This window comes from Mesorhizobium sp. WSM3860 (assembly GCF_002294995.1).
GTDB lineage: Bacteria > Pseudomonadota > Alphaproteobacteria > Rhizobiales > Rhizobiaceae > Mesorhizobium.
This window is the reverse complement of sequence record NZ_NSGF01000006.1, coordinates 110,923-126,820: the sequence shown is the minus strand read 5'-3', so window position 1 is coordinate 126,820 and position 15,898 is coordinate 110,923. Positions and strand designations below refer to the sequence as shown.

General features: G+C 64.7%; 12 protein-coding genes and 1 tRNA gene. 7 read left to right on the top strand and 6 right to left on the bottom strand.

What is annotated here, in order from left to right:
• Positions 1-17: 17 nt before the first annotated feature.
• Positions 18-3,626: a bifunctional proline dehydrogenase/L-glutamate gamma-semialdehyde dehydrogenase PutA gene (gene putA / locus CK220_RS12540; RefSeq protein ID WP_095811828.1), complete on the bottom strand. Its 3,609-nt coding sequence runs from the start codon at positions 3,624-3,626 to the stop codon at positions 18-20.
• A gap of 165 nt (positions 3,627-3,791) precedes the next feature.
• On the opposite strand from putA, the gene CK220_RS12535 reads away from it, so the two are divergent.
• Complete coding sequence (locus CK220_RS12535; protein WP_095811827.1) at positions 3,792-4,244, top strand: Lrp/AsnC ligand binding domain-containing protein; 453 nt, start codon at positions 3,792-3,794, stop codon at positions 4,242-4,244.
• A gap of 200 nt (positions 4,245-4,444) precedes the next feature.
• On the opposite strand, the gene CK220_RS12530 is transcribed toward CK220_RS12535, so the two are convergent.
• Together CK220_RS12530 and CK220_RS12525 are read right to left on the bottom strand one after the other, a co-directional pair.
• The gene (locus CK220_RS12530; RefSeq protein ID WP_095811826.1) at positions 4,445-5,653 is read right to left on the bottom strand and encodes a cytochrome c peroxidase; all 1,209 of its coding nucleotides are present in this window, start codon (positions 5,651-5,653) and stop codon (positions 4,445-4,447) included.
• Positions 5,654-5,660: 7 nt separating this feature from the next.
• Entirely contained in the window at positions 5,661-6,104 is a 444-nt protein-coding gene (locus CK220_RS12525) for a FixH family protein (protein WP_095811964.1), read from the bottom strand.
• Between the two features lie 154 nt (positions 6,105-6,258).
• Between CK220_RS12525 and CK220_RS12520 the strand changes: the two genes are divergently transcribed.
• Positions 6,259-7,179 (top strand): sugar kinase, encoded by a 921-nt coding sequence (locus tag CK220_RS12520; RefSeq protein WP_095811825.1) that lies wholly within the window; start codon positions 6,259-6,261, stop codon positions 7,177-7,179.
• Here the strand turns inward: CK220_RS12520 and CK220_RS12515 are convergent.
• The 3 genes from CK220_RS12515 to CK220_RS12505 form a co-directional block, all read right to left on the bottom strand.
• The gene (locus CK220_RS12515; protein ID WP_095811824.1) at positions 7,176-8,198 is read right to left on the bottom strand and encodes an aldose epimerase family protein; all 1,023 of its coding nucleotides are present in this window, start codon (positions 8,196-8,198) and stop codon (positions 7,176-7,178) included. The two genes, CK220_RS12520 and CK220_RS12515, sit on opposite strands and share 4 nt — an antisense overlap.
• A gap of 97 nt (positions 8,199-8,295) precedes the next feature.
• Positions 8,296-9,753, bottom strand: a complete 1,458-nt coding sequence (locus CK220_RS12510; protein WP_095811963.1) for an NAD-dependent succinate-semialdehyde dehydrogenase — start codon at positions 9,751-9,753, stop codon at positions 8,296-8,298.
• A 151-nt stretch (positions 9,754-9,904) separates the two neighbouring features.
• Positions 9,905-10,855, bottom strand: a complete 951-nt coding sequence (locus CK220_RS12505; protein WP_095811823.1) for an AEC family transporter — start codon at positions 10,853-10,855, stop codon at positions 9,905-9,907.
• 476 nt (positions 10,856-11,331) lie between these two features.
• Here CK220_RS12505 and CK220_RS12495 point away from each other — a divergent pair.
• From CK220_RS12495 to CK220_RS12475, 5 genes are all read left to right on the top strand, one after another.
• Positions 11,332-11,397: transfer RNA gene (locus CK220_RS12495), tRNA-Ile, on the top strand.
• Positions 11,398-11,753: 356 nt separating this feature from the next.
• Complete coding sequence (locus CK220_RS12490) at positions 11,754-12,899, top strand: slipin family protein (protein WP_095811822.1); 1,146 nt, start codon at positions 11,754-11,756, stop codon at positions 12,897-12,899.
• A gap of 174 nt (positions 12,900-13,073) precedes the next feature.
• Entirely contained in the window at positions 13,074-13,355 is a 282-nt protein-coding gene (locus CK220_RS12485; protein ID WP_027167184.1) for an acyl carrier protein, read from the top strand.
• A 46-nt stretch (positions 13,356-13,401) separates the two neighbouring features.
• The gene (locus tag CK220_RS12480; RefSeq protein ID WP_095811821.1) at positions 13,402-14,607 is read left to right on the top strand and encodes a beta-ketoacyl-ACP synthase; all 1,206 of its coding nucleotides are present in this window, start codon (positions 13,402-13,404) and stop codon (positions 14,605-14,607) included.
• Positions 14,608-14,611: 4 nt separating this feature from the next.
• Complete coding sequence (locus CK220_RS12475; RefSeq protein WP_095811820.1) at positions 14,612-15,883, top strand: beta-ketoacyl-ACP synthase; 1,272 nt, start codon at positions 14,612-14,614, stop codon at positions 15,881-15,883.
• Positions 15,884-15,898 lie beyond the last annotated feature (15 nt).

Genomic DNA, 15,898 nt, shown 5'->3' with positions numbered 1-15,898 from the left:
TGATCGTCTCGGGCCAACTAGGCAGCCGCAAGCAGACTCGCATTGCCGCCGGCCGCCGTGGTGTCGACGCAGACCGCGCGCTCATGCGCATAGGCTGCCGGATTAAGCACTTCGCTGACCAGCGGCACGATCGGCCCGGCGCGCTCGGCAATCACCTTGCGCACGATCCGCGCCGCTTCCGGCGTGCCGGAGAAGGCGACGACATCGACGCGCAGCGACCGCGCTTCGACCGGGTCCGGCCGGCCGTCGATCGCCGCCAGCGGCAGGCCCTTGCCGGTCAGCGCCGACAGCGCCGCCGGCGCGCCTGGCGCCACTGCCAGAACGGCGTTACCGGCGGCTAAAGCCTGGATTGTCTGCGCAAGCAGCGTCTCGGTGTCCGGTCCCAGGCAGAGCACCCGGCCGCGCGGGGCGAGCGACAGCGTGTTGGCCTCGCCGGTCGGGCCCGGCAGGTCGACCTGGCCGAAATCGAGGCTCGCTGCGGCGGCGATGGCCGCAGCCCCCTTGCCGCGCAGATGTTTTCTCAGAATCGCCACGCGATCGGGTCGCGTCGACCAGCCGCCAAGCGTCGGGTCCGGCAGATTGTCGGCGAGTTCCGTCGCCGTCACCTTGTGGCCGTCGCCGACTTCCGTACCCGCCTCCGGGCCCTTGCGGAAGCGGCGCAGATAATGCGGCCCGCCGGCCTTTGGCCCGGTGCCGGACAGACCCTCGCCGCCGAAGGGCTGCGAGCCGACGACGGCGCCGATCTGGTTGCGGTTGACATAGATGTTGCCGGCATGGATGCCATCGACGAAATGCTGGACCCGGCCCTCGATGCGGGTGTGCAGGCCGAAGGTCAGGCCGTAGCCCTTGCGGTTGATGCCGGCAATCACCGCGTCGATGTCGTCGGCGTCGAAGGTCGCGACATGCAGCACCGGGCCGAACACTTCGCGTTCCATCTCCTCGATGCCTTTTACCCGAAAGACATGCGGCGCGACGAAGCGGCCGGTAGCCGGCGCTTCCAGCTTGCCGATCAGCCGGCCCTCCAGCCCCTTCTTCTTGCAGTAGTCGCTGATCGAGGCCTGCGCCTCATCATCGATGACCGGGCCGACATCGGTCGATATCAGCCATGGATCGCCGACGTTGAGGGCCTCCATTGCGCCCTTCAGCATGGCGAGCATCTTCTTCTCGACGTCCTTCTGGACGTAGAGCACGCGCAGCGCCGAGCAGCGTTGGCCGGCGCTCTGGAAGGCGGAGGCAAGGATGTCGCGCACCGCCTGCTCGGGAAGCGCCGTGGAATCGACGATCATGGCGTTCAGCCCGCCCGTCTCGGCAATCAGCATGGCATCGGGCGCCGCGGTTTCGGCCAGCTGTTTTTCTATCAGCTTGGCGACCTCGGTCGAGCCGGTAAAGCAGACACCTGCGATGCGCGGGTCGGCGGTGAGCGGCGCGCCGACCGACGCGCCGTCACCCGGCAGGAGCTGGATGATATCCTCCGGCACGCCGGCCTCGCGCAGCATCTCGACGGCGCGGAAGGCGATCAGCGGCGTCTGCTCGGCGGGCTTGGCGATCACCGAATTGCCGGTGACGAGCGCCGCCGCGATCTGGCCGGTGAAGATGGCCAGCGGGAAATTCCACGGCGAGATGCAGACGATCGCGCCACGGGCTTCAGTGCCCGCTTCGGCATTCGCCGCCTCGGCCGCATAATAACGCAGGAAATCGACCGCCTCGCGCACTTCGGCGACCCCGTCGGCCAACGACTTGCCGGCCTCTCGAGTGGCCAAAGCGAAGAACTCGGCGGCGTTGGCCTCGTAGAGGTCGGCGGCGCGGTTGAGGATCGCGGCGCGCTCGGCAACCGGGCGTTTTGCCCAGGCCGGCTGCGCCTCCACAGCGATTCGCACGGCGGTCGCCACCTGCTTGGCCGCCGCCTCATGCACCGTGCCGACAACCTCGTCGGGCTTGGCCGGGTTGACGATCTGGCGCTGCTTGCCGTAGCCGGCGGCGCGCGTGATCGGCTTGGCATGCCAGCGATCCGCTCCGGCGAATTCCGCCCGTGCCCTCTCGATGGCTGCAAGCATCACCGGATCGCTGATGTCGAACCCTTTTGAATTGCGCCGGTGGGCGCCGAAGATCGCGGCGGGCCGCGCGATCGCCGGATTGGCGGCGGGGCCTTGTTTCTCTACAGCCTCCAGCGGGTCGCTGGCGATTTCTTCCGGCTCGACCTCCTCGTCGGTCAACTGATGCACGAAGGAGGAATTGGCGCCGTTTTCCAGGAGCCGCCGCACCAGATAGGCGAGCAAGTCGGAATGCGCGCCGACCGGCGCGTAGATGCGGCAGCGCGTCCCTTCAGACTTGCGCACCGTCTCGTGCAGCGATTCGCCCATGCCGTGCAGACGCTGGAACTCGAAGGAGTCGCGATCCTTCGCCATCGACAGGATGGCAGCCACCGTGTGCGCATTGTGGGTGGCGAATTGCGGATAGATGCGGTCGGTCATCGACAGCAGTTTTCGCGCGCAGGCCAGATACGAGACGTCGGTGTTGGTCTTGCGGGTGAAGACCGGGTAGCCAGTCAGCCCAAGCGTCTGCGCCCGCTTGATCTCGGTGTCCCAATAGGCGCCCTTCACCAGCCGCACCATGATGTTGCGGTCATATTTTTTGGCAAGCGCGTAAAGCCAGTCGATAACGAAGGCCGCGCGCGGGCCATAGGCCTGGACGACGACGCCGAACCCGTCCCAGCCGGCAAGCTCCGGTTCGGCGAGCACGCGTTCGATGACATCGAGCGACAGATCGAGCCGGTCGGCCTCTTCGGCGTCGATGTTGAGACCCATGCGCGAATGCCGCGCGGCAAGCGCCAGCGACAACAGCCGCTCGGCCATCACCGGCAGCATCTTTTCCTTCTGCGCAACCTCATAGCGCGGATGCAGTGCCGAAAGCTTGACCGAAATGCCGTGGTTGTAGCGAATGTCGGGGCCATTGGACCCCGCGTCGAGCGAGGAAATCGCATCCGCATAGGCGCGGTGATAGCGTAGCGCATCAGCCTCGGTGCGGGCCGCCTCACCCAGCATGTCGAAGGAATAGAGATAGCCCTTCTGCGTCATCGGACGGCCGCGCTTGACCGCTTCGGCGATGGTGCGGCCGAGCACGAACTGCTCGCCCATTTCGCGCATTGCCGCCGCCACCGCCTTGCGGATGACCGGCTCGCCAAGCCGTCTCACCATGGCGCGCAGCGTGCCTTCGATACCGCCCTCGCCTTCATCGAGCACGCGGCCGGTCAGCATCAGCGCCCAGGTCGAGGCGTTGACGAAAATGGAACTCGAGCTGCCCGAATGCGCCGACCAGTCATGCGGCGCGATCTTGTCGGCGATGAGATCGTCCATCGTCTCCGCATCGGGAACGCGCAGTAGCGCCTCGGCCAGACACATCAGCGCCACGCCTTCCTTGGTCGACAGGCCGTAAGCCGAGAGAAAGACCTCCATCAGCCGAGGGTCGGTCGAGCCGCGCACCGCGCGCACCAGATCGGCCGCGCGCGCCGAGATCGCCTTGCGCTCTTGCGCCGAAAGCCCGGCAGCCGCGGACAGTCGCTTCACCGCCTCGTCTTCGTCGGGCAAATAATTGGCGCGGATCTGCTGGCGGATGGCATCGAGCGGCATGTCGGGTCCATGAGAGCAAGCGTTAGCGAGCGGGTCCGGCGGTCGCGGGACCGACTGGCGCAAGCTAGCACAGCCGGGAGCGCAGGTCGGTCCAAAGAAATCGACAGGATGGTCCATTTGAACTATCATGCAGGCTAAAGCCCCGCCATTTTGACCATCAGATCGATGAACGAAGACCAATTGGACCGGATTGACCGCAACATCCTGTCCGCGCTCGGCCGAGACGGCCGGCTTTCAATGTCTGAACTGGCTTTGAAGGTCGGCCTGTCGAAGACCCCGGTGCAGGCCCGCGTGAAGCGTCTTGAGAAGGACGGCTACATCAGAGGCTATCGCGCGATCGTCGACCGCGAGCGCATGGGCGAAGGCCATGTCGCCTTCGTCCAGGTGAAGCTGTCGGATACGCGCTCGGCGGCGCTCGACGCGTTCAACCGCGCGGTGCAGGGCGTTTCGGAGATCGAGCAGTGCCACATGATGGCGTCCAGCTTCGACTATCTCCTGAAGGTCCGCACCACCGATATCGCCGCCTACCGCCGCGTGCTCGGCGAGCGCATTTCGGCCCTTCCCCACGTGGCGCAGACTTCGACCTTCGTGGCGATGGAAACGGTGAAGGACCGATAACCATGATCCCGGAAGTGCAAGCCGGTTTCGATAAGATCATGGTCATAAGCCCCATCCCGATCAGATCGGAGTGGATCTGGCTCTAGAGCATGATGCCGAAAAGTGTGAAGCGGTTTTCGGACGACATCATGCTCTATCTCTTCGATTTAGAGCCGGATTCAGATTTCAGGCCGATTCGACCTGAAATCATCCGGCTCTAGCTACTCCGACAGGGTCTTCAGAAACGCCACCAGAGCCACGCGCTCGCGATCGGAAAGCTCGAGCGGGTGGATCTCAGAAACGCCTTCGACGCTGGGCGCCGCTTTCGAATAATGCGCCACCACCTCGTCGAGGGTTGAGAACTGCCCGGCATGCATGTAGGGCGCACGCGTAGCTGCCCCCCTGAGCGACGGCGTCTTGTAGGCGCGCACGAGTTGCTGCCCGTCCTTCATCATGAAGCGTAATTCGCGGCAGGCGCTTTCATCGCCGTCGCGGAATTTGCCGGAGCAGTTGAACGGATCGGCCTGGACTTGAGCCACGGCATCGACCCGGCCGCGGTCCGGCGGCAGATCCTTGACCGGCGGCACGCCGGTGTTGTGGAACGAACTGTCGGTGAAGCGCGGCCCATTATGGCAGGTCACGCAATTGGCCTTGCCGATGAACAGTTTCAGCCCGAGGATCTCTTCCGGCGAGAAGGCCGCGTCGCCTTGCGGCTTGGCGCCGGTCGCGAGGTCAATGGCGAAGCGGTCAAAGCGCGTCTGCCGCGGTTCGATCGAGCGCTCGAAGGCCGCGATCGCCTTGCCGATATTGGCAAAGACACGGTTGACGTCTTCGGCCTGGCTGGCGGGCATGGCGTTCCATGCCGCCTTTTCGGCCTCGGTGCCAAGCGGGCTGGCATTGGCTGGCACGGTGGAAAGATCGGGCAGCGGCCCGAAGATGCGCTCATAGCGCTCGCCGAACCGGTTCTTGATGTAATGCGCGAAGGCCGCGCGATTGCCGGCCTGCTCGAGCGGGTTTTCGAGCGGCGTCAGCGCCTGCGCCCACAAACTGTCGCGACGTCCGTCCCAGAAGAACCAAGGATCGCGCGCCACGCCGGCCAGCGCCATGGTTCGGCGATTGGTGTGGCCGACGCCGACCGCCCGCGGCAGGTCGTCCTGGAACTGACGGTCGATCTTGTGGCAGGTCGAGCAGGACACCGTGCCGTCGCGGCTCATGCCGACATCGAAGAACAGCGTCGATCCGAGCGCCGCCGCGGCCGGCACATCGGCATACTGGTTCGTCGTGTCCGCTTTGAGGGCCGGCAGCGTGTTCAACGCCAGCGAGGCGATGGTCTTCTTCTCGGCGTCGCCGAACTCGGGCTCGCCGCAACCGCCAAGCAAAGCGAGCGCGGCCAGAGCGGACAGGCTTGCGACGCGGACAACACGCTTCATCGGCCGCTCACAACACGATGTTGAAGACGACGGAATCGGAGCCCGCCGCCGCCGAGATCGCAAAGCGCAGTTGCCACCAGCCGCTCATGGTGAATTTCACGCCGTCGATGCGGTAGCGTCCCGCCCCCATATAGTCGGTCGCCTGAGGGCTGGTCGGCAGGCCGTGATTGTGCTGCGGCATGCCGCCGGAAACGGTGATCGCGGCCCCCTCCACCGGAGCGCCGGCGGCGGTCTTCAGCGTCAGCAGCCAGGATTGCAGTTCGCCCTGCCGGATGACGCCGCGCTCCGGCTCGAAGCTCGCAACGAACAGGCCGCTCGCCGTCTTCTTTGAACGCGACGTATCGGGACCCGGTGCCGAATGCGGCGCCGTCAGATAGACGACCGCCAGGATGCCGACCAGCAGGGCAGCCAGACCGAGACCCGCAAGAATGTAACGCCATATCGATGCCAAACCGGCTCCTCTTCGGCTGATAACGTCACGGGCTGCGCGCAGCATCCCGTCCCCCTGTGGGAAATCGCTTCTGGCGCAAAAATCGGCCTGCGCCAAGCATGGCGCTGCCGGCTGCAAAAAGCTACAGCACCAAAGCTTTAGGAGGACAAGTCATATGGAAGCCAATGGTGTCGCGTCGATCGGCGAATGCATGCTCGAACTGTCGGGCCAGGCAGGACCAAACTGGCGTATGGGCTTTGCCGGCGACACCTTCAACACGCTATGGGCGCTGCATGCGCTCAGTCCCGGCCGACCCTCGACCTATGTCTCGGCCTTCGGCGACGACCCTTTTTCCCGCGATCAGATCGCATTCTTCGCCCAGAACGGCATCGGTATCGGCAATAGCCCGGTCATTGCCGGTGCAAGGCCGGGCCTTTACGCGATCACACTCACCGGAGCCGAGCGCGCCTTCACCTACTGGCGAAGCGATGCGGCCGCGCGCCAGCTTGCCTCCGATGCAGCGGCACTGGCGAAAAGCCTTGAAAACCGGGCACTTGTGTATTTTTCCGGAATCACTTTGGCAATTCTGGATGATGCCGCGCGCAAAACCCTGCTTTCGGCCGTTGCAATAGCTCGCACCGCAGGCTCGCTTATCGCCTTCGATCCCAACTACCGTCCCCGGCTCTGGCAAAGCCGCGAGGCCGCGCAGGCCGCGATCCTGGAGGCGCTGGCCGTCACCGACATCGCCCTGCCCACCTTTCCGGACGAGCAGACGCTGTTCGGTGACGAGACACCGCACGCGACGGCGGCGCGACTTGGGAAGCTGGTCGGCGAGGTTGTCGTCAAGAACGGCGAGCAGCCGGCATTGATTGCCGTGAACGGCGCCTCGGAAACAATCGAGGCAGTGCATGTCGCCACGCCTCTCGATACCACGGGTGCCGGCGATTCCTTCGACGGCGGCTATCTCGCCGCCCGGCTTGCCGGTCATGAGCCTTCCGACGCGGTTCGGCGCGCGCATCGGGTGGCTGCGGCCGTCGTGCAGGTGCGCGGCGCGCTGGCGCCGTTCGAGATTCTTAGAACAGCCTTTGAAAGCTAGCTAGGGAGCCGGAACCTGTATTCCGTCACCTGATGGTAGATCTGACCCGGCCAAAGCGTGGCTTGGGGGAAATAGGGCCGGTTCGGCGCGTCGGGCCAAGTCTGCGCTTCGAGACAGAAGCCTGAAAAGGCGTTGTAGCGGCGCCCGTCCAGCCCTGGGGAGGACGGCGCGACATATTGGCCGATATAGAGCTGCAGGCCGGGCTCGGTGGTCCAGACCTCCATTTCGACGCCGGAACTGGCGCCCTGCACCCAGGCTGCCTGATGGAGCGGTCCACGGCTCGAGGCGAGGCAGTAATTCAGATCGTAGGGAAGCTGCTCGCCTTCCGATTCCATGCGCAGCGGCCGCGCCTGGCGGAAGTCATAGGGAGTGCCGTCGACGGGCTTCACCGCGCCGGTCGGGATCATCTCGCCATCGACGGGCGTGTAGGCGCCGGCGTTGAGCATCAACCGGTGGTCGAGGATGTCGCCGGCGCCCGCGTCGTCGAGATTGAAGTAGGAGTGCTGCGCGAGATTACAGAGCGTCGGCTCCTCGCATGTGGCGGTCAATTCCATGCTGAGCGTGCCGGGGATCTTCAGCCGGTAGGTGCAGGTGACGTCCAGCGCGCCTGGGAAGCCCATCGTGCCGTCCGGATCGTGCAGTGTCAGCGTCACGAAATCGCGCCCGTGCAGCGAGACCGACCACGGCCGGTGGAAATAGCCTTCCGAGCCGCCATGCAGCGTGTGTTTTCCTAGAAAATTGCGCTCCGTCTGGTAGCGCTTGCCGGCGATGGTGAAGCGGCCGTCGCGAATGCGGTTGGCGAAGCGGCCGACGACGGCGCCGAAATAGGCGCGGTCGGTCTCATAGGGCTCGAACCGGTCGTAGCCCAACACCAGCGGCGCATCGTGGCCGGTGAGCCGCAGATCCTGGACGATCGCGCCGAGCCCGATGATATTGGCCGTGAGACCACCGCCACGGATGGTGAAGCGGCGAACGTCCTCGCCCGCCTGCGTCGTGCCGAAGACCTCGCCGTCCTTCATCGCTGTGCCCGAAAACGTCAATTCATTGATCTGTGGACTACGCCGGTCGTCTCCGGCAAGGGCAGGCCAGGCGCCTGCCCCACCAGCGGAGAGGTTCTCAGAGCCCGAGGCCGCCGATGCAGACATATTTGGTGTCGAGATAGTCCTCGATGCCCTGATGTCCGCCTTCCTTGCCGAGGCCCGATTCCTTGACGCCGCCGAACGGCGCTTCGGGCGTGGTGATCAGGCCTTCATTGACCCCGACCATGCCGTATTTCAGTCCTTCCATGACGCGGAAGGCGCGGCCGAGATCGCCGGTGTAGAAATAACAGGCGAGGCCGAACTCGGTGTCGTTGGCCAATGCGATCGCCTCTTCCTCGGTCTCGAACTTGAACACGGGCGCGACCGGCCCAAAAATCTCCTCCTTCATGAAGCGCATCTTCGGCGTAGCATTGGAAATCACGGTCGGCTGGAAGAACGAACCGCCGAGCGCATGGCGCTTGCCGCCGGCAACGACCTTGCCGCCCTTCGACGTCGCGTCGGCGATCAGTTCCTCGACTTTCTCGACCGCTTTCTCGTCGATCAGCGGCCCCTGCTGCACGCCTTCTTCGAGGCCGGAGCCGACCTTCAGATTGTTGCTGGCGGCGGCAAGCTTCTCGACGAACTTGTCATAGATACCCGCCTGGACAAGGAAGCGGTTGGTGCAGACGCAGGTCTGGCCGGAATTGCGGTACTTCGCGGTGATGGCGCCGGTGACGGCGCGATCGATGTCGGCATCGTCGAAGACCAGGAACGGCGCGTTGCCGCCGAGTTCCATCGACACTTTCTTGACGGTGACCGACGACTTCTGAATCAGGATCTTGCCGACCTCGGTCGAGCCGGTGAAGGTGATCTTCTTGACCAGCGGATTGGCGCAGATCTCGTCGCCGATCTCGCCGGCCGAACCGGTCAAGATGTTGATGACGCCCTTGGGGAAGCCGACCTCTTCGGCGAGCGCGCCCCAGGCGAGGCCCGAGTAAGGCGTCTGCGAGGCCGGTTTGACCACGGCCGTGCAGCCCGCGGCCAGCGCCGGTCCGAGCTTGCGGGCGAGCATCGAGGATGGGAAGTTCCACGGCGTGATGGCGGCAATGACGCCGACGGGCTCCTTTGTCACTAGGATGCGGCGGTCGCCCCAGGGCGACGGCACGATGTCGCCATAGGTGCGGCGGCCTTCCTCGGCGAACCAGAGGATATAGCTCGCGGCCGAGCCGATCTCGCCCTTGGATTCGAACAGCGACTTGCCCTGCTCGATGGTGAGCAGCTCGGCCAGCACGTCCTGATTGTCCATCATCGCATCATGCAGCTTGCGCAGAAGCTTCGAGCGCTCGAGCGCGGTGGTCTTGCGCCAGGTCTTGAAAGCCTCCTCGGCGGCCTCGATGGCGCGGCGGGTTTCGGCCTTGCCGGCCTTCGGCACAGTGCCGATCTTCAGGCCCGTCGCCGGATTGTTGACGTCGATGGTCTGGCCGCTGTCGGCCTGCACCCATTCGCCGTTGATGAGATTGGCCTGGCGCATGAAATGACTGGTCTTCTGAAGCATGGTCTGGCCTCCGTTCGGCGCGCTGATCGGCCGTTTTTCTGGATATCGAGGGGCGTGCAAGGCCGCACGCTGGCGCATTGCTCTTACCTAGGGAAAGCCCGGCAAGCAATCACAAGATGGCATATAGGGGTTGGACCAGCAAAAGCGAGCGCTAGCCGAACACGTGCAGGACCACCGTCAGCCAGAAGGATGTGGTGAGCACCGCGCTGGCCGTGGCGATCGTCATCTGGTTGGAGGCCAGCGCCTGGCCGGTGTTGAACTGAACGGCGATGAGATAGGAATTGATGCCGGAAGGCAGCGCCGCCACCACCACGGCGACCTTTGCAGTCAGCGGCGGCAGGCCGAGCAACCAGACCAGGAGAAGCACCAAGGCCGGCATCACGAAGAGTTTCAGCACCGAAAGCGCGAGCGCTGGGCGGACGTTGCCCGAAATGCCGAAGCGGCGCAGGCTGAGCCCCATCGCAAACAGCGCCACCGGCGCGGCCGTATCGGCCAGCGCGTCGACCAGCCGTCCGATCAGCTCCGGCAGCGGCGCGCCGGTAAAGCGCCAAGCGAGCCCCGCCAGAATGCCGATGATCAGCGGATTGACGAACAGCCGCCTGAGGAAATTCCGGATGACGCGCAGCGGATGCACGGACTCCTCGCCGCGACGGCCGAACATCTCGAACAGCACGATTGATGCCATCATCATGACAGGCAGGTGGATCGAGACCAGCAACGACAGCACCTCGAAGCCGCTGGTGCCGAATATGCCGAGGATGAAAGGCGCGCCAAGCAGCACGACATTGGAATAGGCCGAGGACACGCCGCCGACGATGCCGGCGCGGGCATCGCGGCCGAAGATACGCGTCGTGACCAGATGGCCGGCGGCCCAGGTGATGGCCACCGCAGCGAAATAGGCGCCCCACAGCGACCAAGGCGCCACGCCGTGGAAATCCGACTTCACCATGGTCTGGAAGAGCAGCAGCGGCATCGCCACATTGACGGCGAATTCGGAGATGCCCTCGCCGCTCGCCGGCTTCAGATAGCCGGTGAACCCGGCGAGATAGCCGAGCGCGACGAGACTGAAAACGAAGAGGACGGTTTCGACGAGCGGAGTCATTTTGGGGCGAAGACATTTTTCCCGTGATAGGCGAGCCCCGAGCGCCGTGCAATCGGCCGCTCTCCGGCCGACCGTTGGTCCTCTGCTTGTTCTTCAGCCGGCTTTGCGGTCCCTATATGCCGATCATGGCCCCGGCCTCTCCGGCCGCTATACGGCTCAAAGTGCTCGGCCGCGTCACATTCTGACGGCTAGGTCTGCCCGCTCGGCGCTGTGGCCGAAATGCCACAGCCGGAAGATGCCGCAAGCCCGCCGCGACAATGCCACTTGCGACAACCCGTCGCAGGGTCTATACGCGCGCTCCCGGTCACGAAAACCGAAGCGAGCACACCGGTTGGAGCTTTCGTCTCCGCCCGCGCAGCCGGCTTTGCTGCCCTGTGTACGGTGCCATTTCGGAGTGTTGGGACTTGCGGGTGTAGCTCATGGAGAGCACCGGATTCGGATCCGGAGGCAGGGTTCAATTCCCACACCCACGACACGGATAGCTCAGTTGGGTAGAGCATCAGACTCATAATCTGACGGCCGAAGGTTCGAATCCTTCTCCATTTGGCCTGATAAGCCAAGGCAGCCTCTTACGGTGTTATCTGAAAAACGGTCCGGGGACCGGAATGCGAGGATTTCAAGGACGGCAAGGCTTCGGCCTCGCCGGCCCGCGATGTCCTGTGCCATCGGCTCGTGCCTGGCCCGCGGTGACGATCAAGGCGCGGCGATGCCGGCAAAGGAGGCTTCGGCCTTCGGCGCCCGCTTCGCCGCCCCGCGATCCGCTCCCGAAGGCCCGCCGCGGATCGATGTCACCGGTCTCCGGATCATTCGTGCCGGGAAAAGGAAACGAGAAACGAAAGGACGATCGACGCATGACGTGAAGCCTCGCATGGGGCCATGCCCGACAGGAGTAAAGACAATGAAGACCATTCTCGAAAAGGTTCTGGGACGCCAGCGCGTCCTCGTGAAGGAAAATGAACGTGCCGTCGCCCTCTACAAGGGCGAGATCCAGGCTGTCCTGATGCCGGGTGAACATTGGCTTACCAACCGGCGCGGAAACCTGGAAATCTCCAGGCATGACCTGAAGAACCCGGAATTCGTTTCGGCCTACGAGAAGGCATTGTTCGACAAGCTCCCGGACGTGGCCGCGCGTCACTTCACCGTGGTTCGCACCGGGCGCACCGACATTGCCGTGATCGAGCGCGACGGCGCCCTTCATGCCGTTCTCGCTCCGGATCGCAAGCTCGTGCTGTGGACGGATGCCGGCCCGTGGGCGGTGACGTCTGCCGACACGGCGGCCGATCTGGCCGTCGATCCGGCCTTGATGCGCCGGATCGGCCAGGCCCGGAAGACGGAACACATGTTCCTGCATCCGGTCGTGGACGGTCAGGTCGGTCTGCTGTTCGTGGACGGCGTCTACACCCGCGCGCTTGCCGCGGGTGTGCATGCCTTCTGGAATGTCGGGCGCATGGTCCAGGTGAAGGTCGTCGACCTCAAGCGACAGTCGCTTGATGTCGCCGGGCAGGAAATGCTGACCAAGGATCGGGTGACGATCCGCGTCAACATCGCCGCCGAATACCGGGTCGTCGATCCGGTGACGGCGGTGAGCACGGTGAAGGACTTCTCGGAAGCCCTATACCGCGCCCTGCAGTACGCCTTCCGCAAGACGCTCGGCGCGCTCACCCTCGACCAGATCCTCGACAAGAAGATCACGGTCGATGAGGAGGCAGCGGCCAAGGTGCGTTCCGACATGGCTGCGATCGGCCTTGAGGTCAGCGACATCGCGCTCAAGGATGTGATCCTGCCGGGCGAGATGCGCGAGATCCTCAACCAGGTGGTTTCGGCCGAGAAGCAGGCCGAGGCCAACGTCATCCGCCGCCGCGAGGAGACGAACGCCACGCGTTCCCTCCTCAACACGGCCAAGGTGATGGCCGAGAACCCGGTGATGCTGCGGCTGAAGGAACTCGAGGCTCTCGAAGCCATCGCCGGCAAGGTCGAGCGCCTGACCGTCCACAACGGGACGGGCGGACTGCTCAACGATCTGGTCAAGCTCCGCGAAGGCTGAGCTGGCGTCTCAAATGGAGGGGCTGCCGGGTTGTCCGGCGGCCCTTCTTGCGTCCAGAAAGCCGGCATCCCATCTGCGCCCGGCGTGTCAGGCCTTTTCCTGCTCGGAAAAACCGATTAGACAGCGCCAAAACAAGATGCGGACAGATTCCGCCCGCAACCGAAGGAAGAGCCCTTGTCCACGACGTTCGAGAAAGTCGCCAAGATCATTGCCGACACCAGCGAGATCGATATCGACACCATCACGCCCGAAAGCCATACCATCGACGATCTCGGCATCGACAGCCTCGATTTCCTCGACATCGTCTTCGCCATCGACAAGGAATTCGGCATCAAGGTCCCGCTCGAGAAGTGGACGCAGGAGGTCAATGACGGCAAGGCTTCGACCGACGACTACTTCGTCATGAAGAACCTGTGCGCCAAAATCGACGCGCTGGTCGCGGCCAAGGCCGCCTGACGAGCGCGATATTGCCACCCCTCCAGCCTGACCAACAAAGCCGCTCATGAGCAGCCCGCGCGACGTTGTCATCACCGGCATCGGCCTTGTCTCTTCGCTGGGAGAAGGACCGGACGCGCATTGGCAGCAGCTGACCCGGCCGGGCGTTGAGCCGGTGCTCGATGCGACGCGCTTTGCGCCCTACACAATTCATCCCCTGCCCGAGATCGACTGGAACCTGCAGATCGCCAAGCGCGGCGACCAGCGCCAGATGGAAACCTGGCAGAGGCTCGGCACCTATGTCGCCGGCCTGGCGCTGGACGACGCCGGCATCAAAGGCAATGACGAGCTTTGCGCGACCATGGACATGGTTGTGGCGGCCGGCGGCGGCGAGCGCGACGAGGCCGTCGACAGCGCGATCCTGGCGGCGTCCGAGAGCCGCAACGACCGCGACGTGCTGCTCAACGAGAAGCTTACCACGGAGTTGCGGCCGACGCTGTTCCTCGCCCAGCTTTCCAATCTGCTCGCCGGCAACATCTCCATCGTGCACAAGGTCACCGGCTCGTCTCGCACCTTCATGGGCGAGGAAGGCGCCGGCGTCTCTGCCGTTGAGACGGCCACTGCCCGCATCCGCTCCGGCCAGTCGACCCATGTGCTGGTCGGCGGCGCGTTCCAGACCGAGCATTCAGACATGCTGCTCGGCTATGAGCTCGCCGGCTATCTGCATCGCGGCCCGTGGAGGCCGGTCTGGCAAAGACAGGGCGCGGAAGGCGGCGGCGTGGTGACGGGCTCGGGCGGCGCTTTCTTGGTGCTCGAACAGCGCGAGCATGCGCAGAGCCGCGGTCGCAAGATCTATGCTGAGCTCGGACCTGTGGTTTCCGGCCGGGCCAGGCGCCGGCGCGGCGAACTGAGTGCCGACATCGCCGCGCTGCTAAAGCAGACGGCGCTGCGGGCCGGCGAATTGCTGACGATCTCCGGTGCCTCCGGCGCGCATGCCGCCACGGCGGCCGAGAAGGCCGCGCTCGATGCCAACCCGGCGCTTGCAGTGAGGGCCTTCTCGACGCTCACCGGCCACATGAAGGAAGCGCAGTTCCCCTTCGCCGTGGCGCTTGCCGCGCTCGCCGTCGACCGCAAGGCCTCCTACCCTGTCTTCGATGCCACAGTGGAGCAGCCATTCGGAGGCGCCCCCAGTTCCGTCCTTGCAACGTCGATCGGCTATCACCAATTCGAGGGCCTGGGGCTGATCAAGGCCGCTCAGAGCGAAGGCAAATAGAAGCATGGCCAATCTCCGCGATCACATGGGCAGGCCGATCGTCGCCGTCACCGGCATCGGCGTGGTGACTTCGCTTGGCGTCGGCAAGGCCGACAACTGGGCAGCGCTGACCTCGGGCAAATCCGGCATCCATCCGATCACACGCTTTCCCGTCGATCATCTGAACACCCGCATCTCCGGCATGGTCGATTTCCTGCCGTCGAGCTCCAAGGGTGCCAGCCCCCTCACCTACGAGTTGGCCGAGACGGCCGCCCAGGAAGCCGTGTCGGAGGCCGGCCTCGATTCCGGCGATTTCGGCGGCCCGCTGTTTCTCGCCTCGCCGCCGGTCGAGCTCGACTGGGCCGACCGCTTCTCGCTCTACAATTCCGACAACAAGGAAAGCGGTTCCGAAAGGCTGCTGAGAGTGGCGCGCGGACTGAAGGAGCTCGGCATTTTCGAGACCACCCAGTTCGGCTCGATCGCCGACCGGCTGGCCGACCGCTTCGGCACGCGCGGACTGCCGATCACGCTGTCGACCGCCTGTGCTTCCGGCGCCACCGCCATCCAGCTCGGCGTCGAGGCGATCCGCCGCGGCGAATGCGACAAGGCGCTGTCGATCGGCGCCGACGGCTCCGCCACGGCCGAAGCCCTGATCCGCTTCTCGCTGCTTTCGGCGCTCTCCACCCACAACGACATTCCCGAAAAGGCCTCAAAGCCCTTCTCCAAGGACCGCGACGGTTTTGTCCTTGCCGAAGGCTCCGGTGCGCTGGTGCTGGAATCGCTGGAAGCAGCCCTTGCGCGCGGCGCGACGATCCTCGGCATCATGCGCGGTTGTGGCGAAAAGGCCGACGACTTCCACCGGACCCGCTCCAAGCCTGACGGTTCGCCGGCCATCGCTGCGGTACGTGCCGCCCTTGCCGATGCTGGCTTGAGCGAAGACGAGATCGACTACGTCAACGCGCACGGCACCTCGACGCCGGAAAACGACAAGATGGAGCATCTGTCGCTGTCGACCGTATTCGGCGAGCGGATCGGCTCGATGCCGATCTCGTCGAACAAGTCGATGATCGGCCACACGCTATCCGCTGCCGGCGCAGTCGAGGCCGCGTTCTCTTTGATGACCATGCGCGAAAGCGTCATCCCGCCGACCATCAATTACGACAATCCTGATCCGGCAATCGTGCTCGACGTGGTGCCAAACAGGAAGCGCAACGCAGAGGTCGGCACGGTTCTGTCGAATTCCTTCGGCTTCGGCGGCCAGAACACCTGCCTTGTCATGGCGCGGGAACCGGTCTAAGCGGACGTTTTCCCG